This is a genomic window from Lentzea sp. NBRC 102530, assembly GCF_030269365.1.
GTDB lineage: Bacteria > Actinomycetota > Actinomycetes > Mycobacteriales > Pseudonocardiaceae > Lentzea.
This window is the reverse complement of the sequence record NZ_BSTF01000001.1, coordinates 271,882-292,656: the sequence shown is the minus strand read 5'-3', so window position 1 is coordinate 292,656 and position 20,775 is coordinate 271,882. Positions and strand designations below refer to the sequence as shown.

Sequence of the window (20,775 nt, the reverse complement as noted above, 5' to 3'; positions counted from 1 at the left end):
CCCACCGGAGTCGCGATCGCGCTCGCCGTCGTGTGGGCGTCGGTGGCCCTATACGAGGTCGCGGCGCACTTTCAGCAACGTCGCCGCGCCCACGAACACCACCACGTACCCGACGAGGAACAGGGCGGCGGTGGTGCCGCTGAGCGAGTTCAGCACGCCGGGGGCGCCCGAACCGCCGACGGCACCGGCGAGGTTGCCGGCCGAACCGCCGGGCAGCACCTCGGTCAGCGACTCGACGGGGCCGAGCAGGGAACCCACGCCCCGCAACAGGTTCTCCGTCACGATCGCCCACATCAGGCCGAGCCCGACGGCCAGCGCGGGTCCCTTGGTGACGACGCCGAGGAACACCCCGAACCCCGTCCACATGGCGGCGATCAGCAGTGACGCGCCCAACGCCTCGAACACGCCCCACCCGGGAAGACTCCAGTCCCAGCCCTCCAGAGACGCGATCACGATCGACGCGCTGAGGTTCACGGCGAACGTCAACGCCACCAGCAGGACCACGACGACCGCCAACGCGCCCAGGGTGCCCGCCATCGCCGACACCCGGCGCGGACCGGCGGTCAGCGTGGTCTTCCAGGTGCCCCAGCCGTAGCCGCTGCCGACCGCCAGCGCGGCCAGCACCAGGATGATCGCGCCACCGAACATCGGCAGGCCGCGCACGACGGCCGCGCCCACGTTCTCCGGCTGCATCGCGCTGATCAGCTGCTGCTGCGACATGTCCCGCGTGTTCGTGCCGCCGTTCAGGGCGAGGTAGTTGAACACGTAGCCGAACGTCAGCGTCATCACCAGCCACACGCCGATCAGCACCCAGGTCGCGGGCCACTTCCACAGCCGCAGCAGCTCCGCCTTCACGCTGCCCATCACGCCGCTCCCGTCATCTCGAAGAAGACCTCTTCCAGCGTCCGGCGCAGCGGCCGGACCTCCTGCACGTCCACGTCGGCCGCCACCAGAGTGCGGACCAGAGCACCCGCGTCCGTCTCCCGCACGTGCAGCACGTCGCCGTGCCGGGTGCTGTTCTCGATCAGGACCAGGGCCTTCTCCAGCGGGTCGGCGCGGATCAGCAGCACGGTGTCGCCGCGCAACTGCTCGACGGTCGACTCGGCCACCAGCTTCCCGCCGGAGATCACGCCCACCCGGTCGCAGATCTCCTCGACCTCACCGAGCAGGTGGCTCGACAGCAGCACCGTCTGGCCCTGCGCGGCCAGCGCGCGCACCAGGTCGCGCATGTCGGCCATGCCCGCCGGGTCGAGGCCGTTGGTCGGCTCGTCGAGGATCAGCAGTTCCGGCTGCCCGAGCAACGCCGCGGCGACGCCGAGCCGTTGCTTCATGCCGAGCGAGTAGCGGCGGAACCTCTCCCCCGCCGCGCCCACCAGGTCGACCTGTTCCAGCGCGGCCTCGACCTCACCGGCACGCACGCCGCGCCGTGCCGCGTGCACGCGCAGGTTGTCGCGGCCGGACAGGTAGGGGTAGAAGCCGGGGCCCTCGATCAGCGACCCGACCTTGAGCAACGCCTTGGGCGTACCCGGTGCCTCGCCCAGCACGCGGGCAGCTCCGCTGGTCGGCTTCACCAGGCCCAGCAGCATGCGGATCGTGGTCGTCTTGCCCGCGCCGTTGGGGCCGAGGAACCCGTAGACCTCGCCCCGCCGCACGGACAGACTGACCTCGTCCACCACGGCGCGGTCGCCGTAGCGCTTCGTCAGCTTCTCCGTCGTCACGATCATGCCGACAACACTGGCCGCACGAGACAGCGAGGTCGTCCGCTCCGGAGCGTCATGAAGATACGCACATCTGCGTACGCGCCCGGTCGTATGGTCAGGTCCATGCGGATCAGGTGGCAGGACATCGCGCTGAGCGTGGCGCTGGTGTTCTTCGGGCTGGGCGGCACGCGGTTCGCCGCGCGGCTGCAGGGCGCGGAGACCCTCGACGTCCTCGCCTACCTGCTCATCGCGGTCGCGGCGGCCGGTCTGCTGTTCCGCTCGGCGCGTCCGCTGTGGACGGTCGGGATCACCACCGTCGCCATCGCCTGCTACCTCGCGCAGGGCTACCCGTTCGGCCCGATCCTGATGAGCGGCGTCGCGGCCATGTACGCGGTCGCGGTGTACGCGCGCATCGAACTCGCCGCCACGTCGGCGCTGGTCTACGCGCTGGCGATCCTGCCGTGGTGGAACGACTCGCTCACCTCCTGGGTCACCTGGTCCGCCGGCTGGATCCTGCTGCCCGCGGCGGCGGGCGTGCTGGTGAAGTTGCGCAGGAAGTCCGTTGTGGACGTCCGGGAACGAGCGGTGATCTCCGAACGGCTGCGGCTCGCCCAGGAGGTCCACGACGTCGTCGGACACGGCCTGAGCGTGATCGCCATGCAGGCCGGAGTCGCCCTCTACGTCCTCGACAAGGACCCGGCCAAGGCCAGAGCGTCACTCGAAGCCATCCGCGCCACCTCGAAGGAAGCGCTGGAGGGCCTGCGGTCCGAACTGGACACCCTGCGCGGCAGCGCTCCCCTCACCCCGACGATCACCCTGGCCGACGTCCCGGCCCTGGCCGCCAGGATGCGCGAGGCCGGGCTGGAGGTGTCGACGGAGATCGAGGACGTCGACCTGCCCGAGGCCCACCAGCTCGCGGTCTACCGGATCGTGCAGGAGTCGCTGACCAACGTGCTGAGGCACTCGAACCCCGGCGTCACGGCGGCGGTCAGGGTCTACACCGTGCGCGGCGAACTGGTCGTGCACGTCACCGACACCGGCGCGCCCACCGCGTTCGTCGAGGGCCACGGCATCGCGGGCATGCGATCACGCGCGGAAGCCCTGGAAGGCACGCTCGAAGTCAGCGGAGCGCACGGGTTCGCGGTGATCGCCCGGATACCGTTGCCGTCATGATTCGCGTGGTGGTGGCCGACGACCAGCCGCTCGTCCGGATGGGACTGCGGACGTTGATCGAGACCGAGGACGGCGTCCAGTTCGCCGGCGAGGCCGCCGACGGCCGCGAGGCGCTCGGGCTGATCCAGGCCACCAAGCCGGACGTGGTGTTCCTCGACATCCGCATGCCGCTGATGGACGGCCTGGAGGTGCTGAAGCGGGTCAGCGCGAACCCCGAGCTGGCCGATGTCAAGATCGTCGTGCTCACCACGTTCGACCTCGACGAGTACGTGTTCGAGGCGCTGCGCACCGGCGCGTCCGGGTTCCTGGTCAAGGACTCCGACCCGGCGGACCTGCTGCGGGCCGTGCACGTGGTCGCCGACGGCGGGTCGCTGCTCTCGCCGTCCGTCACGCGCCGGGTGATCGACCGGTTCGCGTCCGGCGCCTCCGCACGGCCGGTTCCGCACCTCGACAAGCTCACCGAACGCGAACGGGAGATCATGCGGCACGTGGCGTCCGGCGCGTCCAACGACGAGATCGCCGCCGTGCTGGTCATCTCGCCCGCGACGGTCCGCACGCACGTCTCACGGGCGATGGTGAAGCTGGGCGCACGCGACCGCGCCCAGCTCGTGGTGTTCGCCGTCCAGTCAGGCCTGACCTGAGGCGAACGCCTGCCTGAGTCCCGCGGCGATCTCGGGCGGGATCGAGTCGTAGGACCGCGGCGGCTGCGGGTCGTACTCGATGCCGAGCTGCACGGCCTGCGCCACCACCTCCCCGAACTCGGCCTCGACCAGCCGCAGCGCCATGTCGATGCCCGCCGACACACCCGCACCGCTGACGACCTTGCCGTCGAACACGACGCGGTCCGTCGAGACCTCGACCCCGCGCACCTCCAGGTCCTCGCGCGCGGCCCAGTGCGTCGTCGCCTTCGACACCAGCCCGGCCTCGGCGAGCAGCGTCGAGCCCGTGCACACCGACGTCGTCCACTTCGTCGTCGGGTGCACCTCCCGCAGCCACTCGACGACACCGCCGGAGTCCTTCAGCAGTTGCTTCCAGTGTCCCGACCCCGGCACCACGACGATGTCGGTGGCCTTCAGCGAGTCGAACGTGTCGGTCGGCGTCACGACCAGCCCGTTGTCGGACTTCACCGGGTCGAGCGTCGCCGCGACGAACCGGGCGGTGACCACCGGCACGCCGGCGATCACCTCGAACGGGCCGACGAAGTCGAGCGCGGTCATGTTCGGGTAGAGCACGAAAGTGGCGTCCATCAGGCAACCCCAGTGGTCCGGAAGCGGGCGCGGTAGCTGCCCGGCGACACGCCGAGCACGCGCAGGAAGGCCCGTCGCAGGGTCTCGGCCGAGCCGAAACCGGACTGGCGCGCGACGAGGTCGAGCGGGTCGCCGGTGCTCGCCAGCCGGTCGGCGGCGGCCTCGACGCGGGCACGTTCGACGTACTGCGCGGGCGAGGTGCCCACGCTGCGGGAGAACACGCGGGCGAAGTGCCGCACGCTCATCATGGCCTTGCGGGCCATGACCGGCACCGTCCACTCCCGCGTCGGATCGGCGTGGATGTCGTCCAGCAACGCGCGCAGCGAGCCGTCCTTCACCGGCTTCGCGCGCGTGTGGACGCTGAACTGCGACTGGCCGCCGGAGCGTTGCAGGAAGACGACCAGGTACTGCGCGATCTTGCGGGCCAGTGCGGGCCCGTGGTCCTGCTCCACCATGGCGAGCGCGAGGTCGATGCCCGCCGTCACCCCCGCCGACGTCGCCACCTGGCCGTCGCACACGAAGATCGCGTCCGGCTCCACCTCGACGCCCCGGTTCTCCAGTTCGCCGGTGAACGCCCAGTGCGTCGTGGCCCGTTTGCCGTCGAGCAGCCCGGCTCCGGCCAGCACCACCGCGCCCGTGCAGACCCCCGCGACCCGCCGTGACCGCAACGCGAGGCGGCGCAGGTTCGTCGTGAGCACCGCGTCGGCCGCGGCCTCGTCGTACCCCCAGCCGCCCACGACGAGCAACGTGTCGATCGGACGGTCGAGCGTCCTCAGGTCGGCACCGGCCTCGACGCGCACGCCCGCCGTCGCGACGAACGGTCCTCCCCCCAGCGTGGCGACCGTGACCCGGTAGTTCTGCTCCCGGTGGTTGGCGGCGGCGAACACCTCGATCGGTCCCGCCAGGTCCAGCAACGCCGTGCGGTCGTACCCCACCACGACAACTTCCCTCGGATTCCCCACACCTCCACTTTCCCCATCCCCGGCTGGGGCGGCAACGACATATCTCCCTCGCATTCGGCCACCCCCGTAAACTGGTGCGCGATGCGCAAAGTGCTCTTCCTCGGTGCGATCGGCCTGCTCACGATCCTGCTGGTCGTGAGCGACCACGTGTTCCCACCGCCCTCGGAACCGGACCGCGAGACCCGCACCGCCGTCGTGGCGCTCGGCGACAGCACCATGTCGGGCGAGGGCGCGGGCTCCTACGAGCCCGGCACCGACGGCGAGGAAGGCGGCAACTGGTGCCACCGCTCCCGTGACGCCGAGATCCTCAAGACCGAGTTCCAGGCCGACCAGAAGATCAACCTGGCGTGCTCGGGCGCCAACTCCGACAAGCTGCGCAACGAACAGCTCCCCCGGCTGCGCCAGATCGCGGGCGCCAACCAGGTCGTCGCCATCGTCGTGGCCATCGGCGCGAACGACGACCCGCGCTTCTCCGAGATCCTCAACAAGTGCTTCGAGGCGTGGGGCAAGCGCAGCGACTGCACGTCGTCGGTCGCGCCCGAGTGGACCAAGCGCGTCAAGCGGATGATCCCCAAGGTCGAGAACACCCTGAACGCCATCCGCCAGACCATGCGCGACTCCGGCTACCTCGACTCGTCCTACCAGCTGGTCGTGCAGTCGTACGCGGCGCCGGTGTCACCGAAGATGCCGCGCTCGCTGCAGAACCTGTCCGGCTGCCCGTTGCGCACCTCCGACCTGCAGTGGGTCGTGGAGGAGGCCGTGCCGGAGCTGTCGAACGGGCTGCGCGCCGCGGCGGGCAAGGTCAACGCCCGGTTCCTCGACCTGGCCCGCGCGGGTGAGGGCCACGAGGCGTGCGTCGGCGGCGACGACCCGTCGACGGAGTGGTTCACCCGGCTGTCGGTCGACTGGGAAGGGCTGCGCGACGAGCGGCGCGCCTCGCACGCGTTGCAGGAGTCGTTCCACCCCAACGCCCGCGGGCACGAGCAGATCGCGCGGTGCCTGAGCGAGTTCCTGGCGTCGGAGAAGCGGGACGGGGCGTGCGTGCCCAAGCTGGACGGGACGCTCGGCCTCACCACCGAGAGCTGAGCAACTCCCCGAAAGCCCCGTCCACAATCCCCTGAACCACCCTCACGTTTTCCTGCCGCACGCGGGGCCCTCGCGTGCGCTCAGCGCGAACGAAAGCTCCCCGCGTGCACTCCGGCAACGTGAAACGCGCTCGCGAAGTGACGCGACCACGAGCAGGAATTCTGACCGAGTGCATCAGACCCAGAGCTTCAGTTCGTCCTGCGGCCAGCCGGGATCGCCCGTGCGCGCGAACGCGGCCCACGCCCGCGCGATGTCCCCGCGGAACATGTCCGGGACGTCCGCGCCGTGGTGTGCGGGCTCCCTGGCGTAGATCGAGCGGAACGCACCGCGGTGCTCGTCGGCGAGCCTCGTCGTGGGGCGCTGGAACAGCTCCACGTCCTCGTCGGCCGTGTGGCACACCATCAGCTCGACGTCGTACGGGCCTTCGAGCGGGCTGCGCGGCAGCGTGTCGCCGTCGACGATCGGCTGGTAGAGCACGACGTCCGGATCCGCGGCCCGCTGCACCTCGGCGGCTTCGCACGGGGTGAAGAACCGCCCGGCGAGGCTGTGCACGATCGCCCGGTGGAACAGGCCGGCGGCCGACGGCATCACCATCAGGCTCGCCACCGTCTGCGCTCCGGACGACTGGCCGGCGACGGTGACGTTGTAGGGATCTCCCCCGTACCGGGCGATGTTGCGGTGGACCCACCGCAACGCGGAGACGACGTCGAGCAGTCCCCGGTTGTGCCGAACCCCTGCCAGCGCACCGTACCCGTCTTCCGCGAGCCGGTAGTTGCAGCTGACGAACACGATCCCGAGCGACGCCAGGAAGTCGCCCGCGTACTCCGGTTGTGCCGACGAGCCCACGGTGTTCGCGCCGCCGTGCACCCACAGCAGCACCGGCGCCGGACCGTCCACAACGGACCAGACGTTCAGCGTGTGGGAGTCCCCGAACGCGCCGGTCGGCTCGCCGTCGCAGTCCACCGGTGGGTGGAGGCGGAGCGAGCCGACCGCGGGTTCGGCGTAGCGGATGCCGAGGTTCAGGCCGTCACCTGGTGCGAGACCGGCAGCACGCGCAGATTCGCGGCCGCCCGTTCCAGCTGGGAGAGCACGCTCGGGCGCATCCCCGCGATCTCCTGGTCCGCCGCCGCTCCGGCCATCTCCTGCAGCAGCACCTGCTGCGGGTGGTCGCCCTCGGCGTCGGCGACGGCCAGCACCCGGAACGGCGTGCCGGGCGCGAAGACCACGCGTTCCTCGGTGGACACCGTGACGCGGTCCGACACCTCGACCCGGCGGCCGGTGACCGACCAGATCAGGTACTCGGTGACGCCCTCGACGCGGTGCGCCGGGTTCGCGATGGCGTCGACCAGGCCGTGGTCGACCAGGACGTCGCCGCTGCGGTAGCGGCGCGGGCCGGTCGGGCCGCTGACGCCCCACACGGTCGCCACGCCGCTGTGCACGGGCAGCCGGTTCAGGCCCGAGACGATGCACGCGACGTACGGGCGCAGGCGACCCAGGCGTCCCATGCGCAGCGTCTCGACGACCATGTCCTCGTCCTGCGACACGCACGCCAGCAACGCCGTGAGGTCGGTGACCGTGGCCTCGAACGCGGCCGGGTCCTCCTCGGCGTCCGGACGCTGGGAGAGCAGGCGGACGACCGTCGCGGCGTGCACGCCGTACCGCTCACCGAGTGCGCGGCGGACCGTGTCGCGTTCGGAGTCGGAACTGCTGTGCTCGCGGGCGACCGTCTCGCGTTCGCCGTCGTCCTCCGGCGGCACCTCCCACATCGCCAGCGGCTGCAGGGGCAGCGGGCCGTCGACGCGGAACCTGATCGGAGCGGAGTCCGGGTCGTCCGACGGGAACGCGGCCTCATCCGGGTCGTCCAGCGCGTGCGAGGTGACCTTCGCGATCGCCGGACCGGCGCTGATCGACGCGTAGGCGGGGCCCGACTCGGCCGGGGTGACGGGCGTGAAGAAACCCGTGCCGCCGTCCGCCGGGTCACGCCTCGACAACGCGTGCGCGGCGGTGCTCACGGGTTCGGGGGCGGGAGGCGGCGGGGGCGGCGGTGCCGTGACCTTGGAGTCGCAGAACACGAGACGCAGCAGCTTGCGCACCTCGGGCTCGAGGCGTTCCACGAGAGCAGCGCCGTGCACCGCGACCGCACCGGGAGTCGTGCGTCCCGGCGTGCCCACGGTCAGACGCGCCCACTCCGGGTCCAACGGTTGCGTGCGCACCTCGGCCGCGTTGTACGGCTCGTCCTGCTCCCGCACCCACAGACCCGAGGGGACGACCTCCAGCACCACGCCGTCGCCGAGCGCGAACACGCCGGGCGAGACCTCGGTGAGGCCCTGCACGGGCGTCCGGTAGCCGGACACGACGGGCACGGACTCGTTCGGCAGGCACAGGACCTCGGTGACGAACGGCCGCCAGGTCTGCTGGCCGCGCGGGTCGACCGCGATGACGGCGGGACCGCCGGTGCGCAGGTTGCCGATCGGGAGGCCGGTGAACATGGCGATCGGCTCGCCGATCTCGTCCGCGATCAGACTGCCGATGCCGGCGTCGATGCCGTACGGGACGAGCCGCACGCGCGACCGGGCCGCCTGGGGCAGCGCGGTGAGCAGGCGGCACACCTCGTCGATCGGGATCGACGACTGGCCGGGCCCGCCCACGACGAGCGTCAGCACGTTGTCGCGGCACGGCAGCGCCACGATCGGGCGCGAGTCCTGGACGGCCGGGTCGAACGGCGGCACCTGCGCGCGCAGCCACATGCCGCTCGGGATGGGTTCGGAGATGCCGATCTCGCCCGTCGGCCACGGCGAGTTCGGGTCCATCGCCTCCCACTGGGGCACCGGGAAGCGGCGGCCGAACGGCATCGGGGACGCGTTCGGCTGGAACCGGACCCAGCTGCCGTAGCCCTGGGTGCCGACGACGAACGCGGCACCGGGCACGGTGGTCAGCACGCCGTCCGGGGCGACGACCTCGGCCTGCAGCTGCTCGGCGAGCCACTGCGCGGGCGCGGTCGGCCGCATCGTGCCGGCGTGCGACACCGCGAGCCGGATGGGCCCGCGGCCGTGCAACGCCGTCACGACGTGCGGCCAGAAAGTGCTCTGGTCACCGCTCGGGAAGTCGACCACGACCACGGTCCGGCCGGTGTCGGCGGGCAACGCGCGGGCGAGGCCCGTGGCGCCCTGGCTCGGGCCTTCCGGAGCGGAGACGACGAGCGTGGCGCCCACGAGGTTGGCCGCGAAGGGCGTCCTCTGGGGCACCGGCTCCGGCGGCGGCGCTGCTGCCGGGGGCTGCTCGACGGCGTACAGATCCTGGTCCTGGTCGGTGCTCGTGATGGTCTGCACCCCGAACACGCTCTGGCCAGAACTCTGCTGGGTCTGCTGGATCTGTGGTTGCTGCTCGCCTTGGGCGGCGGCACGTCGGCCCAACAAGCGCCTGATCACCTCCGTGCCATCCCGGTCACTCGCCCTTTCGGTGTAATCGGGCAACGGTCGTGCACGCTATCAAGACGCGGCGCATCCGTCTCACCCAGTCGGGTTATTTGATCTCATCCGATCGAGACCCACACGGCCCGTGCTCGTCCACACACTCCGTCAGGACCGACGATCGCGGACGCGGAGTACGCCTTGCGTCCTTCCTTGCCGAGCTCCCACGCCAGCAGCACGTGGTCCACCCCCAGCTCCACCGGCTTCTCGACCTGCGCGACGAACGTGCCGAGCACGAACGCCGGTCCGCCGTCGGGGGCGACGGGTTGCGCGGAAGGGCAGTCGAGCGCGGCCCAGACGATCTCCGGCAGCACGCTGACCCCGTCGTTCGGCAGCACGTCGGACGGCCGCCAGACGCCCGCCCACTCGCTGCGGCCTTCCAGTGGGCCGAGCAACGCGGCGATGCCGTCCTCGCGGTCCGGGCCGCACCCGAAGCAGGTCGGGAACGGGTGCCTGTCGCGCCACGGAACCTGCGCGGACGCCTTGAGCGCCTCTTCCAGCGTCGGCGCCCGCGGTACGTCCAGGTCGAGCGTCGCGGGCTCGGCCGAGGCGATCACGGTCTCGCCGTCGAGCAGCTCGCCGTCGACGACCTCGAGGTCGCGGTCGAGCGGCACGGGCCTGCGCAGCCGGACGCTCACCGCGCGGGCGTCGACGTGCGCGGCGAGCAGGCCCGCCGAATATCCGCCGTTGCCCATGCCGGGCGGCCCGTTGAACCTGCTCGCGACCTTCACGGTGCTCATTCCTGACCCTCCAGGTACACCCACTGGCCGTTCTCCCGGACGAACTTGCTGCGCTCGTGCACGACGCCGCCGACGTAGTGCGCGCGGAACTCCACGACGCCCTCGTTCTGCAGCAGCCCGCCGTTCTCCGTGGCGAGCACCTCGAGCTTCAACCAGCGGTCCGTCGAGTCGATCCCGGCGCTCGACGGCCGGTGCCGGGTGGCCCACGTGCGCAGCAGGTAGTCCTCGTCGTGCACCGCGAAAGCGCTGTACCGGGACCGCATCAGCTGCTCCGCGGTGGCCGCCTTGCGGGCGCCCGAGTGCAGCGCTCCACAGCACTCCACATAGGACCCGCCGGTGCCGCAGGGGCACAGTTTGTTGTTCACGCCGACATTGTGCCTGGTAATCCCGTTAGAACCGATGCACTGCCCCGTACGTACCCCTTGGCAGGACTGACTCGCGGGAGGCAGAGGAGGCAGAACGTGAGCGTCGACAGCAGGCAAGAGCTCGTACCGCTGCGGACGTGGTTCGGGCTGCGCTGGCGCGGCTACGACCGCGACGAGGTGGACGACTACGTCGCCGAACTGGAGGCCGAGCTCCGCCTGGTCACCGCCGACCGCGACGCGTCGGAAGCCCGCGCGGAGGCGCTGGCCGCCAGGCTGATCACCGTGCAGGAGGAGAACGCGGCCCTGCAGGACGGCCTGCACCGCATCTGCCTCACCCCGATAGACCCGAAGGGCCTGCCGGAACGGCTCGCCCGCATGGTCGCCCTCGCCGAGGAGGAACGCCGCGACGTCATCAGGGACGCACAGCTCAAGGCGTTGATGATCGTGGGCGAGGCCGAGCAGCGAGCCCGTGACCTCGACGAGGCCGCGACGGCCGAGCGCGAGGAGGTCCGCGAGGACTTCCGCCTGGCCATGTCCGCCCGCCGCGCCGAGGCCATGCGCGCGTTGGCGGAGCTGCGCAACGTGGCCCGCGACGAGGCCGACCGCATCGTCGCCGAGGCCAAGATCCAGAGCCTGCACATCGAGTGAACGCCGAACGGCCGGCACCGGAGGTTGCCCGGTACCGGCCGCTTCCCGGCTCGGCTAGACCGACGTGACCGCGGTGCTCACCGGACGCGTTCCCCGGTGGAACGGCACGGGTCGCACCGCGACACCCGCGTTCGGCGCGACCTCACCGTCCGGTGCGGGCACGTGCACCACCGCGGGAGGAGCCTCGCAGGACCCGGCGACGCTGATCTCGAACGGCCCGACCGCCACCGCGGCCCCGGACACGTGGGCCAGCAGGACCGCGACCGCCAGGACGGCGGTGGTTCTCAGCACCGCCGTCCAGCTCCCGGCGATCGCGTGCCAGGCGCCGGCCGGAGCGGGCCGCGTCCGGCCGGCCCGCTTCTTCTTGAACACCCGTCGTGGCTTGACGGGAAGTTCCCTCCTACCTCCGGTTGCGCTGATGTGATGCGGATCACTCGATTTGTCTCGCTTCAGATGAAACATTTCGACCGACTCCTCGACAAACAACGTGACTCAGGACCGGACATTCATCCGGCGGGCTGCGATCCACCGGATGACGACCTGAAGGCGAGTATCCACCAGGCCCGACCATGACAGCACGAACGTGCGCGCCGGCCGAGCAAACAACACCAGCAGGCTTTCCGCAGGCAATGGACTCCGAGGATTGTCCCGATTTCCGAACATTCCCGGCCCAGTCCCGCCCGCAGGGAATGGCACGCACCCGCCGCGGCCTGCCAGCACAGGCCGCGACCTGCGGCCCACCGAACGAGTGACAGCACTTGCACGACAGCAGGAAGACCCTGGAATGTACGGATCGCAAGAAATTCCCCGATGCCGCGACTCCTCATGACTCAGGACGGACATCGGAATCTCACCGAGAGCGGAGCCCACGGCTGCGAACCCAGGGCTCCGCTTTTCGAGTGAATTCGCCGCGCGCCCATCCCCGTGCCACCCGGCAATTCGTCGCAGGGCGAACAGAAAAGCCGCACGTCACGACCGCGAAAGCGCGACCACAGCCGGATTCGACCCGGACCGCCATCTCTTCCGGGCGTTGTCGAACACCGGTGTGCCCCAACGTCACCCGTTCAGGTGAGACTCTGCCAGCTTCGTCGGGGAGCAAAGGAACCACGAACCACTCATGGCCAAGCACGCGGGCGACGGGACGAAGCGGCCCGGCACGCCGGGACCCCGGCTCCCCCAGGAGCTCGGAGACTTCAAGGAGGAGTGCCCGCTCGGGACGGACGAGAAGGAGTTCGTCATCGAGGTGTGCCGGATCCTGCGCGAGCACCCGACCCGCAACAGCGTCATCCGGTTCGTCACGTGGCTGCAGGAGCAGGACGATCAGCCCGCCTGGGCCCGCCGCAGGTTCAACACGGTCAAGAACGCGCTGTACGAGTCGCTCAACTGCACGGCCAAGCACCTGCCGTCCTGGTCGATGGTCGCGTGGATCGTCAGAGGCACCGTCGAGCACGACCGCGAGGCCGTCGAGGAACGCCTCGGCACGGAGTACGTGCGACTGACCGGCGAGCACCCCGCACCCGACACGGAGGGCATGATCCTGCTGTTGCGCAGGGAGATCGTCCGGCTCAACGCCGAACTCGCGGACCGTGCCGCGGTGGTCGAGAGCCAGCGCGTGCAGCTCGTCGCGACGCAGACCCGGATCGCCCAGCTGAGCGAGGCGGGCCAGCAGGAGCGCAGGTGGCGCGCCCTGAGCACCGAGCTGGCGCTGGCCGGCACCCGCAGCGCGAACCACATGGCCGTCACCGCCGCCTGGCTCGACGCGCACGGCATCATGCACGCCGACTTCAACTCGTGCGTCCGCCTGCTCAACGTCGAGCAGCGCCCCGGAGCGCCCGTGCCGAGGATCCTGGCCGCGCCGGCCCAGCCGTCGTACCGGGCGGTGACCAGGTGGATCACCGTCCACCTGAGGGCGTTCATCCTGAGCCGCTACGACCAGGGCCTCGAGGCCGGGGGCATCGACGACCCCACCGGCCAGCTGAACGCCCTCGTGCAGCACGGCACCCTGCCCTCGGCGGAGGCCGTCGCACCGCTCCTGCACGCACACCAGTTCCTGGAGCGGTTCGTGCGGAGGCTGCTCGAGGAGGCCGAGGCCGAGGACCGGCTCGGCGCCACCGTTCCCGAGCAGGCCCGCGCTTCCGGACAGGTCGTGCTCACGCCCAGCGTCCGGCACAACGAGAACGTGTTGAACGGCGAGACCGTGTTCCTGCAGATCTTCACGCTCCCGCACCGCGACATGACCGACCCGGACGCGGCGAACCGCGTGATCGCCGAGCTCCGTGCGCTGGAGAGCCGCATGGTCTGAACAGCGGGAGGATCAGGCAAGAAGGCGAGAGCTTCGATCTCTCGCCTTCGGGTCTAGGGCTGGTCTTATTGGTTCATCGGAAGTTCGAGCGAACCAGTGAGGCGGCAGGAACATGTCAGCAGCGATCGTCACCGGCAGCAGCTCCGGCATCGGCGGGGCCACGGCCGTCGAACTCGCCGGGCGCGGCTTCGAGGTGATCCTCACCTACAGCTCCAACGAGGCCGGCGCCAAGCAGGCCGTCGACCTGATCGAGCAGAACGGCGGCAAGGCCACCGCCCTGCACCTCGACGTCGGCCGCAGCGACACCTTCGCGGCGTTCCGCGACGAGGTCGCCGAGGTGTTGCGCGGCTGGGGCACGGACTCGTTCGACGTGCTCGTGAACAACGCGGGCTTCGCCGAGACGGCCCTGTTCCCGGACCTGAGCGAGGAGCTGTTCGACCGGCTCTACCGCGTGCTGCTCAAGGGCCCGTTCTTCCTCACCCAGACCCTGCTCCCCCTGCTCGCGAACGGCGGCGTGGTCATCAACACCACGAGCAGCTCGACCGAGACGGCGGAGCCCGGCTACTCGGCCTACGCCAGCATGAAGGGCGCGCTGGTCGTGCTCACCCGGTACCTGGCCAAGGAACTCAGCCCGCGCGGCATCCGGGTCAACTCCGTCTCCCCCGGCGCCACCCGGACGCGGCTGGGCGGTGACGCGTTCGAGAAGTACCCGGAGGTGATTCCCGCACTGGCCGCGAACACCGCACTGGGCCGGGTCGGGGAACCCGAGGACGTGGCGGTGGCGATCGCGGCGCTGGCGGGGGCGGACGGGCGGTGGATCACGGCGCAGAACGTCGAGGTGTCGGGCGGCTTCGGCCTCTAAGCGACTCGGCGCGAGTCACAGCACACGAGCCAACCAGTCGAAACCGCTCCAGGACCACCACATCACACCGGGCAGCGCCGCGCTGACGACCAGCGCACCGATCAGCGCGAGCGCGAACCCCGGACCGAACTTCCTGGTGCTCACCACAGACGCCAGTGCGACCAGTCCGAACACCGCGGCCACCAGCCAGCTGAAGTTGCCGGCGACGACGCAGAACGCCCCCAGCGCGGCCACCGCGATCTGAGCCGAGCTGTCGGCCGACGCGGACCACTTGAGCAACACCGCGATCGGCGCGACGGCGAAGAGCAGCGCGAGGGTGACGAACACCCACTGCTGGGTCTGCGACAACGGCGCCAGCTTCGACACCTCGCGGATGACGACGCCGAGCAGGAACAGCCCGAGGCCGGGCAGCAGGCCGCTGGTTCCCTCACGCAACACCCGTACGGGGTCGGGGGTTCCCCGCTTCTGCTTCGCGAGCTCTCGCTCCCGCTTGGAGAGTTCTCTCTCGTGTTTGAGTTCTTGAGCCTTGACCTTCTCCTGGAACGCCTCGTGCCGTCTGCGAATGGTGGCGATTTCGCCCTCGAGCTGCCTCACGCGAGCCAACTGCTCCTCGCTCTTCTCTCCCGGCGCAACAGCCCGGTAGAGCTCCAGGGCCAGCTCTTTCATCAACTTGTGGGCTTCCTCGAGGATCTCGGCCGCCTCAGCCAGGATTCGGCCGGCGTAGGCGATCAGGTCCTCTCCGTCGGCCGAGCGGCCGGACATCGAGAACGCCGCCGTGGTCACCTCGCGCACGCGCTGCTCCGAGCCGATCCGCATCCCGGTGAGCACCTGCAACCGCATCAGGAACACGTCGAGGATGTTCTGCCCGATCTGCTGCTCGACATCCGTTTCACGCACCACGCGCAACACGTCGACCCGTTGGACCTCTATCGCCTTCAGATAGCTGTCGAGCCGGTCCAACTCGGCCTTGAGGCTGTCGCGGTCGTCCAGAGCCTGATCGAACTGAACGCGAAGCGCGGCACGCCGACTTTCCTTCTCGATCTTGTCGTGCCCCAGCGAGCGGTACAGGTCCACCAGGGAGGGCACAAGACCCCGCACCTTCCCCAACTGGTCCTGCAGACGCTCGATCTCACGCTTCTGCTCGGCGATGAGTCGCTGGCTCTCCTTGCCCTCTCGCAGCTCGTCGACCAGGTTTTCCTGGGTCAGGACGAACTTGACGAGGAGCTCGTCGTGGCTCATTCCGAAGAGCTGCTCGGAGACACCATTGATGTTGATCACCACGGAGTTGGGCCCGGTGGCTGAGCCGTGGCTCCCGTAGAGGTTTGCGGAGGGCGGGTCGGGCGAAGGCGCTCCCGACTCCAGCTCGTCGGTCATCCCCTGCTCAGCGGGGCGTGAAGTTGATGTTGGTGATGTTGGCGCTGGGACCAACGGCCGATCCCGGGCTCTTGTAGACCAGGACGTTCCCCTGCTCGACGCGCACCGACCCGGTCACGCGTTCCGCCGCCACCTTCAGCTGGTCCCGTTCGGTGTCGTCGGCGTCAGCCAACGCGGCGGCCAGCGCCTCGCGGTTGTTCTCCGGGTCGGCCAGCAGTTCTTCCACCTCCGCGTCATTCGCGGCGCCCCTGCGGCGGAGCAGTCCGCTCACGGAGTTCTTCACGACGCCGTAGCTGTCCTTCACCGCCGTCGACGCGGTGTCGCTGAACCCCACCGCCGCGCCCGCGGCCAGTGCTGCGACGACCGTGTTGAGGATGTCGATCACGTAATTCCTCCCCCTCCCGCCCGCGCGGCAGTGCCGCGGGCCGTCCACGAGATCACGTCACCGTGTTGGAGGGCAACGTTTCCACTTCACCAGGCACACATCCGGTGATCGGTTCACGTCGCGTCCAGCACGCTCCACTGCTCGGACGCATGACCGCCTGAATCTGTTGCATTCACGGCGTGATCAGCTCAGGACTAGCCCGCGCATGGTCACGGTGCCGGCGTAGGCGTCGAGCCCCACCGCGCGTCACAACCGCCCTCCGGGTGAGAGCGTTCCCACACCGTCTCGGCAGGTCACACGTAGATGGCCAGCGCGACGGTCACCACCCAGGCGAGGCCGAGCGACTGCAGGACCCGGTCGGAACGCGCGAGGTCGTCCGGCGCGCCCGCCTTGCCGCTGTCCACGTCGACGGCGTAGCGCAGCACCGCGATGACGAACGGGATCATGGACAGCGCGGCCCACGGGCTACCCGTGCGCTGGCCGAGTTCGAACGCCCACAGGCCGTAGGTCATGTTCATGACGGCCGCGGAGGTGGCCCACACGAACCGCAGGTAGGTCTCCGAGTAGCGGGTCAGCGAGTGCCGGATCGCGGCGCCGGTGGCGTGGAACAGCGTGATCTCCGCGTACCGCTTGCCCGCCACCATGAACAACGAGCCGAACGCCGTCACGAGCAGGAACCACTGGCTGGGCACGATGCCGGCGCCCAGCCCGCCCGCGATGGCGCGCATCAGGAACCCGGACGCGACGATGCACAGCTCGAGCACGGGCTGGTGCTTCAGGCCGAAGCAGTACCCGAGCTGCACGGCCAGGTACACGGCCATCAGCACCAGCAGCTGCCAGCTCGCCACCGCGCCGACGGCCAGCGCCGCCGCCATCAGCACCCCGGCGGTGACGAACGCGACCGGCACGGGCACCACGCCCGCCGCGATCGGCCGGGTGCGCTTCTTCGGGTGCTCGCGGTCGGCCTCGACGTCCTTCGCGTCGTTGACCAGGTACACCGCCGAGGCCGCGCAGCAGAACGCCACGAAGGCAAGGGCGGCGGACCGCAGCACGACGGGTTCCGCGATCCGGCTGGACGCGAAGGGAGCGGCCAGCACCAGCACGTTCTTGACCCACTGGTGCGGCCTGGCCGTCTTGACGAGGCCGCGCAGCAGGGAAGGTCGCGTCTCGGTCGCCACGGTCATCGCCGGCCCCACACGACACGCCGCACACCGCGGGCCACGGCGGCCCCCAGCACGGCACCGGCCAGCACGTCGGTCGGGTAGTGCACGCCCAGCACCAGCCTGCTGACCATCATCGGCGGCACCAGCAACGGCACCAGCGGCTGGTTCGTCAGCGCGCCGTAGGCGATCGCTGCGGCCGTGGTGGAGGTGGCGTGCGAGGACGGGAAGCTCAGCCGGCTCGGTGTCCCCGCGAGCACCTGGACCTCCGCGTGGTGCGGCCGTTTCCGTCGCACCACCCGCTTCACCACGATCGACGTCGCGTGCGCGGCGACCACCGAGGCCGCGGCGACCGTCCACTCAGGACGTCGGCGGCGGTCCACCAGCGCACCGGCGACGCCGAGCAGCACCCACCCGGCGCTGTGCTCGCCGAAGAACGACATCAGGCGCGCTGCCCGCACCACCGGAGGTTTCGCCAGGGCCGTCTGCACGACGACCAACGCCTCCGCTTCACGTTCGCTCATCGTGGCCCTTCCCAACCCATGCGGGTCTGGCGGTCGTGGGTGGTGGTGTAGCCACCGGTCTCGTAGAGCGGGGTGGTCCGGTAGACCTGGATCGGGTGCGGGCCGGCGAAGTCCCGCAGCCGCGCGGGCAGCGCGGTGACCTCGTGCGTGGTCAGGACGTCACCGAACAACGCCCCGCGCACCGGTTGCCAGGTCGCGTCGCTCAGGCCGAGCCACGGCGAGTCGCCCCACTGCACGGCGTACGAGATCGGTTCGATCACGCCGTCCTGCACGCGCGGCTGGCGCTGGCAGGGGAACAGGAACGCGAACTGCCACGCCACCCCGACGGCCGCCTCACGGGGCAGGAACTCCCGCAACGGCACGTACTTCTGCGCGGCGGGCGCCGAGAACTCGCCGTCGCCGGTGAGCCGCACCTGCGTCGCGCCGGACGGAGCCGGCGGCAGCACGAGGGTGCGCCGCAGGGTGCTGTCGACGGTGTCGGTGATCTTGCCGCCCGAGAGCACCTCGGCGTTCGACGTCGCGTACTCGTAGGTGATCGATGCGGGCTTGCCGGTGACGACGGTCGCGATCGGGCCGGTCTGGATCGCGAACCACCTGTCCGGCAGCGGAACCAGCGCCTGCGGTGTGGCCACCTCGATCCCGTCCGCCGCGACGCACTTCTCCGCCAGCGGGTCCTGCACGTTGGCGGCCCACGGCGACCAGGTGTCCAGCGTGCGCGCGGTGGCGACGGCGAACCCGCCCACCAGGTAGGTGACGTTGGCGGCGAAGAAGAGCACGACCACGACCGGGATCGCGATCACCGGCGCGAGCGATCCCTTGCCCCGCCGGTACAACACGACCGCGACGACGACGATCAGCAGCAACCACCAGTAGGGCTTGTCGAACTTGAGCACCGACACGTGCGGCGGCACGCCCGCGGAGGGCAGCCCCAGGTGCCACGAGTAGGGCCACAGGTTGGCGCCGTGCCCCGCGAGTCCCATCATCACCACGACGCTGACGACACCGCCGAAGAGCACCGGCACGGACAGCTTGCGGTCGGTGGTCAGCTCACGCACCAGCGGTACGAAAGCCAGCAGCATCAAGGCGAGGAACACCGACCCGATCCCCGCGAGGCTGCCGAAGTGGTGCGTCCACTTGCTCGGCGTGAACCACAGCAGGAAGAACGCGAACAGCGTCGACCAGCCCGCCAGCGCGAGCCGTGACGGCACCTCGATCCGGCGGGCCCGCGCGGCCGTGACCAGCACGACGAACCAGATCAGCGCCACCACGCACAGCAGCACGGGCGCGCGCTTGGCGTAGTTCGCCATGGCGTCGCCCTGGTTCAGCAGGAACACCCACCGCGCGAACTCGGTGTACCAGGTCTCCGAGCCCGCCATCTTCTTGAAGATCTCCTGCGCGTACAGGAAGTCGCGCAGGCTGCCGTCGCTGAACGCCATGATCACCGCGATCGCGCCGGGAGAGAGCACGGCGAGGACCCTGGCCACGATCGTGCGCCAGCCGGCGTCCTCGGCGAGCAGTTTCCAGATGAACGGCAGGCCCGCGATCAGCGGCGCGAGCGTCGTGAAACCCGTGGGGTGGGCGAAGAACCCGATGCCCGCGACGCCGACGGCCGCGCCGAGCCACGCGAGCCGCTGCCGTTCGACGGCGGCCGTCACCGCGAGCAGGGTGAGCAGGCCGCACATGGTCACGACGCCCTCAGGACGCACGCCCATGTCCAGCGGCAGCCACCAGGCGAGGAACGCGGCCCCGAGCACGACGCCGCTGAACTTCCCCGACACGTAACGACGTGCGGCGAACCAGGTGACCAGCCCGAACAGCAGCGCGGGGATCCGCAGCACGACCGGCGCGAACCCGAAGACCTGCCACTTCGCCAGGAAGTAGTAGAACCAGGAGAACGGCGTGAAGCCCTGGTTGAGGATCTGGTAGTAGTTGCCGACGTACCCCTCGAACGGCACGTTCCTGGCCATCGCGCTGTAGTAGCCGTCGTCGTCGGACATCGGTGCCAGGAACAGCCAGGCCAGCATGATCGCGGGCACGACCAGGTCGACGAGGCTCAGCCGCCACCGGAACCTGGACGGCTCACGGGTCACGCGCCGGTCCATGAGCACGAGGCAGGCGAAGGCCGTCACCGTGGACAGCGCCAGCAACACCACCAGCACGGTCTTCCACACCGACGGGCTGGTGCTGAACTGGTCGTCGACCCTGATCCGCACGGACAGGTCGGTGCCCGGCACGGTGATCGTGGTCGCCAGCACGTGCACGTCCGGCATGGGCGCACGACCGATCTCCCGGCCGTCGCGCAGGATGCTCAGCCCATCGCGGTCACCGCGGATCTCGTACGCGCACGATCCGGCGGGCACCGGCTCGTCCAGCGTCGCGACGCCGCTGATCAGCAGGCGGCCGTTCTCCGCCTGCACCACCAGGCCACGCGCGGGGGCCGTGGGCGTGATCGTCGCGAACACCACGCCACCACTGGCCTGCGCCGCGCGCACGGTGTCGCAGCCGAAGCGCGCGTCCACCTCGAACGGACGGTAGGCGCTCAGCGGGAGCATCGTGGACCGCGGCGCTGTGGAAGCGCTTTCCGGCCAGGTCACGACCGGGTCGTTGATCGTCACGGGCGCGAGCGGCATCAGCGCCGCGAACAGCACGGTGAGCGCGCCGGACACGAGGGCGGCGACCTTCAGCCGTCTCGTCCTCCGCACGGGCGTGGTGGCAGGGGCAGGCGCTTCAGGGGCTAGCGGAATCGTTTGTGTCGTCACGCGCCGATGTCCTAGGGG

Annotated in this window: 20 protein-coding genes; 6 read left to right on the top strand and 14 right to left on the bottom strand. The window is 70.4% G+C overall.

Annotation, left to right across the window (positions count from 1 at the left end; all coding sequences use genetic code 11):
- Nucleotides 1–48: 48 nt before the first annotated feature.
- On the bottom strand, nt 49–864 hold the full coding sequence (locus tag QSK25_RS01400; RefSeq protein WP_285631247.1) for an ABC transporter permease subunit: 816 nt from the start codon (nt 862–864) through the stop codon (nt 49–51).
- Complete coding sequence (locus QSK25_RS01395) at nt 864–1,724, bottom strand: ABC transporter ATP-binding protein (protein WP_285631244.1); 861 nt, start codon at nt 1,722–1,724, stop codon at nt 864–866. Before QSK25_RS01395 ends, QSK25_RS01400 begins: the two co-directional genes overlap by 1 nt.
- Before the next feature lie 99 nt (nt 1,725–1,823).
- Here QSK25_RS01395 and QSK25_RS01390 point away from each other — a divergent pair, with 99 nt between their 5' ends.
- Both QSK25_RS01390 and QSK25_RS01385 read left to right on the top strand, forming a co-directional pair.
- The gene (locus QSK25_RS01390) at nt 1,824–2,873 is read left to right on the top strand and encodes a sensor histidine kinase (RefSeq protein ID WP_285631241.1); all 1,050 of its coding nucleotides are present in this window, start codon (nt 1,824–1,826) and stop codon (nt 2,871–2,873) included.
- Complete coding sequence (locus QSK25_RS01385; protein ID WP_285631238.1) at nt 2,870–3,514, top strand: response regulator; 645 nt, start codon at nt 2,870–2,872, stop codon at nt 3,512–3,514. Before QSK25_RS01390 ends, QSK25_RS01385 begins: the two co-directional genes overlap by 4 nt.
- Here the strand turns inward: QSK25_RS01385 and QSK25_RS01380 are convergent.
- Both QSK25_RS01380 and QSK25_RS01375 read right to left on the bottom strand, forming a co-directional pair.
- On the bottom strand, nt 3,500–4,120 hold the full coding sequence (locus tag QSK25_RS01380) for a DJ-1/PfpI family protein (RefSeq protein ID WP_285631235.1): 621 nt from the start codon (nt 4,118–4,120) through the stop codon (nt 3,500–3,502). The genes QSK25_RS01385 and QSK25_RS01380 overlap by 15 nt on opposite strands.
- Nucleotides 4,120–5,082 (bottom strand): GlxA family transcriptional regulator, encoded by a 963-nt coding sequence (locus tag QSK25_RS01375; protein WP_285631233.1) that lies wholly within the window; start codon nt 5,080–5,082, stop codon nt 4,120–4,122. Before QSK25_RS01375 ends, QSK25_RS01380 begins: the two co-directional genes overlap by 1 nt.
- 81 nt (nt 5,083–5,163) lie before the next feature.
- On the opposite strand from QSK25_RS01375, the gene QSK25_RS01370 reads away from it, so the two are divergent.
- Nucleotides 5,164–6,168, top strand: a complete 1,005-nt coding sequence (locus QSK25_RS01370) for a GDSL-type esterase/lipase family protein (RefSeq protein WP_285631230.1) — start codon at nt 5,164–5,166, stop codon at nt 6,166–6,168.
- 174 nt (nt 6,169–6,342) lie between these two features.
- Here the strand turns inward: QSK25_RS01370 and QSK25_RS01365 are convergent, their stop codons facing one another.
- From QSK25_RS01365 to QSK25_RS01350, 4 genes are all read right to left on the bottom strand, one after another.
- Entirely contained in the window at nt 6,343–7,131 is a 789-nt protein-coding gene (locus QSK25_RS01365) for a carboxylesterase family protein (protein ID WP_285631227.1), read from the bottom strand.
- Between the two features lie 56 nt (nt 7,132–7,187).
- A complete protein-coding gene (locus QSK25_RS01360) occupies nt 7,188–9,584 on the bottom strand; it encodes a hypothetical protein (protein ID WP_285631224.1) in 2,397 nt (798 codons plus the stop codon).
- 116 nt (nt 9,585–9,700) lie between these two features.
- Nucleotides 9,701–10,378, bottom strand: a complete 678-nt coding sequence (locus QSK25_RS01355) for a hypothetical protein (protein WP_285631221.1) — start codon at nt 10,376–10,378, stop codon at nt 9,701–9,703.
- Complete coding sequence (locus QSK25_RS01350) at nt 10,375–10,743, bottom strand: YchJ family protein (protein ID WP_285631219.1); 369 nt, start codon at nt 10,741–10,743, stop codon at nt 10,375–10,377. Before QSK25_RS01350 ends, QSK25_RS01355 begins: the two co-directional genes overlap by 4 nt.
- Nucleotides 10,744–10,839: 96 nt before the next feature.
- Here QSK25_RS01350 and QSK25_RS01345 point away from each other — a divergent pair, with 96 nt between their 5' ends.
- Nucleotides 10,840–11,391, top strand: coding sequence for a DivIVA domain-containing protein (locus QSK25_RS01345; protein ID WP_285631217.1), 552 nt, complete (start codon nt 10,840–10,842; stop codon nt 11,389–11,391).
- 54 nt (nt 11,392–11,445) lie between these two features.
- Here QSK25_RS01345 and QSK25_RS01340 read toward each other — a convergent pair whose 3' ends face one another.
- Nucleotides 11,446–11,763 (bottom strand): hypothetical protein, encoded by a 318-nt coding sequence (locus tag QSK25_RS01340; protein ID WP_285631214.1) that lies wholly within the window; start codon nt 11,761–11,763, stop codon nt 11,446–11,448.
- A gap of 745 nt (nt 11,764–12,508) precedes the next feature.
- Between QSK25_RS01340 and QSK25_RS01335 the strand changes: the two genes are divergently transcribed.
- Both QSK25_RS01335 and QSK25_RS01330 read left to right on the top strand, forming a co-directional pair.
- On the top strand, nt 12,509–13,693 hold the full coding sequence (locus tag QSK25_RS01335; RefSeq protein WP_285631212.1) for a hypothetical protein: 1,185 nt from the start codon (nt 12,509–12,511) through the stop codon (nt 13,691–13,693).
- 112 nt (nt 13,694–13,805) lie between these two features.
- Nucleotides 13,806–14,555, top strand: a complete 750-nt coding sequence (locus tag QSK25_RS01330) for an SDR family NAD(P)-dependent oxidoreductase (RefSeq protein ID WP_285631209.1) — start codon at nt 13,806–13,808, stop codon at nt 14,553–14,555.
- Nucleotides 14,556–14,570: 15 nt separating this feature from the next.
- On the opposite strand, the gene QSK25_RS01325 is transcribed toward QSK25_RS01330, so the two are convergent.
- The 5 genes from QSK25_RS01325 to QSK25_RS01305 form a co-directional block, all read right to left on the bottom strand.
- Nucleotides 14,571–15,929 (bottom strand): DMT family transporter, encoded by a 1,359-nt coding sequence (locus QSK25_RS01325; RefSeq protein ID WP_285631206.1) that lies wholly within the window; start codon nt 15,927–15,929, stop codon nt 14,571–14,573.
- Nucleotides 15,930–15,936: 7 nt separating this feature from the next.
- Nucleotides 15,937–16,314, bottom strand: a complete 378-nt coding sequence (locus QSK25_RS01320; RefSeq protein ID WP_285631203.1) for a hypothetical protein — start codon at nt 16,312–16,314, stop codon at nt 15,937–15,939.
- A 293-nt stretch (nt 16,315–16,607) separates the two neighbouring features.
- Complete coding sequence (locus QSK25_RS01315) at nt 16,608–17,498, bottom strand: decaprenyl-phosphate phosphoribosyltransferase (protein ID WP_285631200.1); 891 nt, start codon at nt 17,496–17,498, stop codon at nt 16,608–16,610.
- Nucleotides 17,495–17,998 carry a phosphatase PAP2 family protein gene (locus tag QSK25_RS01310; RefSeq protein ID WP_285631197.1) on the bottom strand — a complete coding sequence of 168 codons (504 nt, stop codon included), beginning with the start codon at nt 17,996–17,998 and terminating at the stop codon, nt 17,495–17,497. Before QSK25_RS01310 ends, QSK25_RS01315 begins: the two co-directional genes overlap by 4 nt.
- Entirely contained in the window at nt 17,995–20,700 is a 2,706-nt protein-coding gene (locus QSK25_RS01305) for an arabinosyltransferase domain-containing protein (protein ID WP_285631193.1), read from the bottom strand. Before QSK25_RS01305 ends, QSK25_RS01310 begins: the two co-directional genes overlap by 4 nt.
- Nucleotides 20,701–20,775 lie beyond the last annotated feature (75 nt).

Excerpts from the sequence above, each read along its gene's own strand:
- QSK25_RS01325 (WP_285631206.1), bottom strand. The coding sequence starts at position 15,929 with ATGACCGACGAGCTGGAGTCGGGAGCGCCTTCGCCCGACCCGCCCTCC.
- QSK25_RS01390 (WP_285631241.1), top strand. The coding sequence starts at position 1,824 with ATGCGGATCAGGTGGCAGGACATCGCGCTGAGCGTGGCGCTGGTGTTC.
- QSK25_RS01380 (WP_285631235.1), bottom strand. The coding sequence starts at position 4,120 with ATGGACGCCACTTTCGTGCTCTACCCGAACATGACCGCGCTCGACTTC.
- QSK25_RS01315 (WP_285631200.1), bottom strand. The coding sequence starts at position 17,498 with ATGACCGTGGCGACCGAGACGCGACCTTCCCTGCTGCGCGGCCTCGTC.
- QSK25_RS01335 (WP_285631212.1), top strand. The coding sequence starts at position 12,509 with ATGGCCAAGCACGCGGGCGACGGGACGAAGCGGCCCGGCACGCCGGGA.
- QSK25_RS01385 (WP_285631238.1), top strand. The coding sequence starts at position 2,870 with ATGATTCGCGTGGTGGTGGCCGACGACCAGCCGCTCGTCCGGATGGGA.
- QSK25_RS01395 (WP_285631244.1), bottom strand. The coding sequence starts at position 1,724 with ATGATCGTGACGACGGAGAAGCTGACGAAGCGCTACGGCGACCGCGCC.
- QSK25_RS01370 (WP_285631230.1), top strand. The coding sequence starts at position 5,164 with ATGCGCAAAGTGCTCTTCCTCGGTGCGATCGGCCTGCTCACGATCCTG.
- QSK25_RS01355 (WP_285631221.1), bottom strand. The coding sequence starts at position 10,378 with ATGAGCACCGTGAAGGTCGCGAGCAGGTTCAACGGGCCGCCCGGCATG.
- QSK25_RS01310 (WP_285631197.1), bottom strand. The coding sequence starts at position 17,998 with ATGAGCGAACGTGAAGCGGAGGCGTTGGTCGTCGTGCAGACGGCCCTG.
- QSK25_RS01400 (WP_285631247.1), bottom strand. The coding sequence starts at position 864 with ATGGGCAGCGTGAAGGCGGAGCTGCTGCGGCTGTGGAAGTGGCCCGCG.
- QSK25_RS01330 (WP_285631209.1), top strand. The coding sequence starts at position 13,806 with ATGTCAGCAGCGATCGTCACCGGCAGCAGCTCCGGCATCGGCGGGGCC.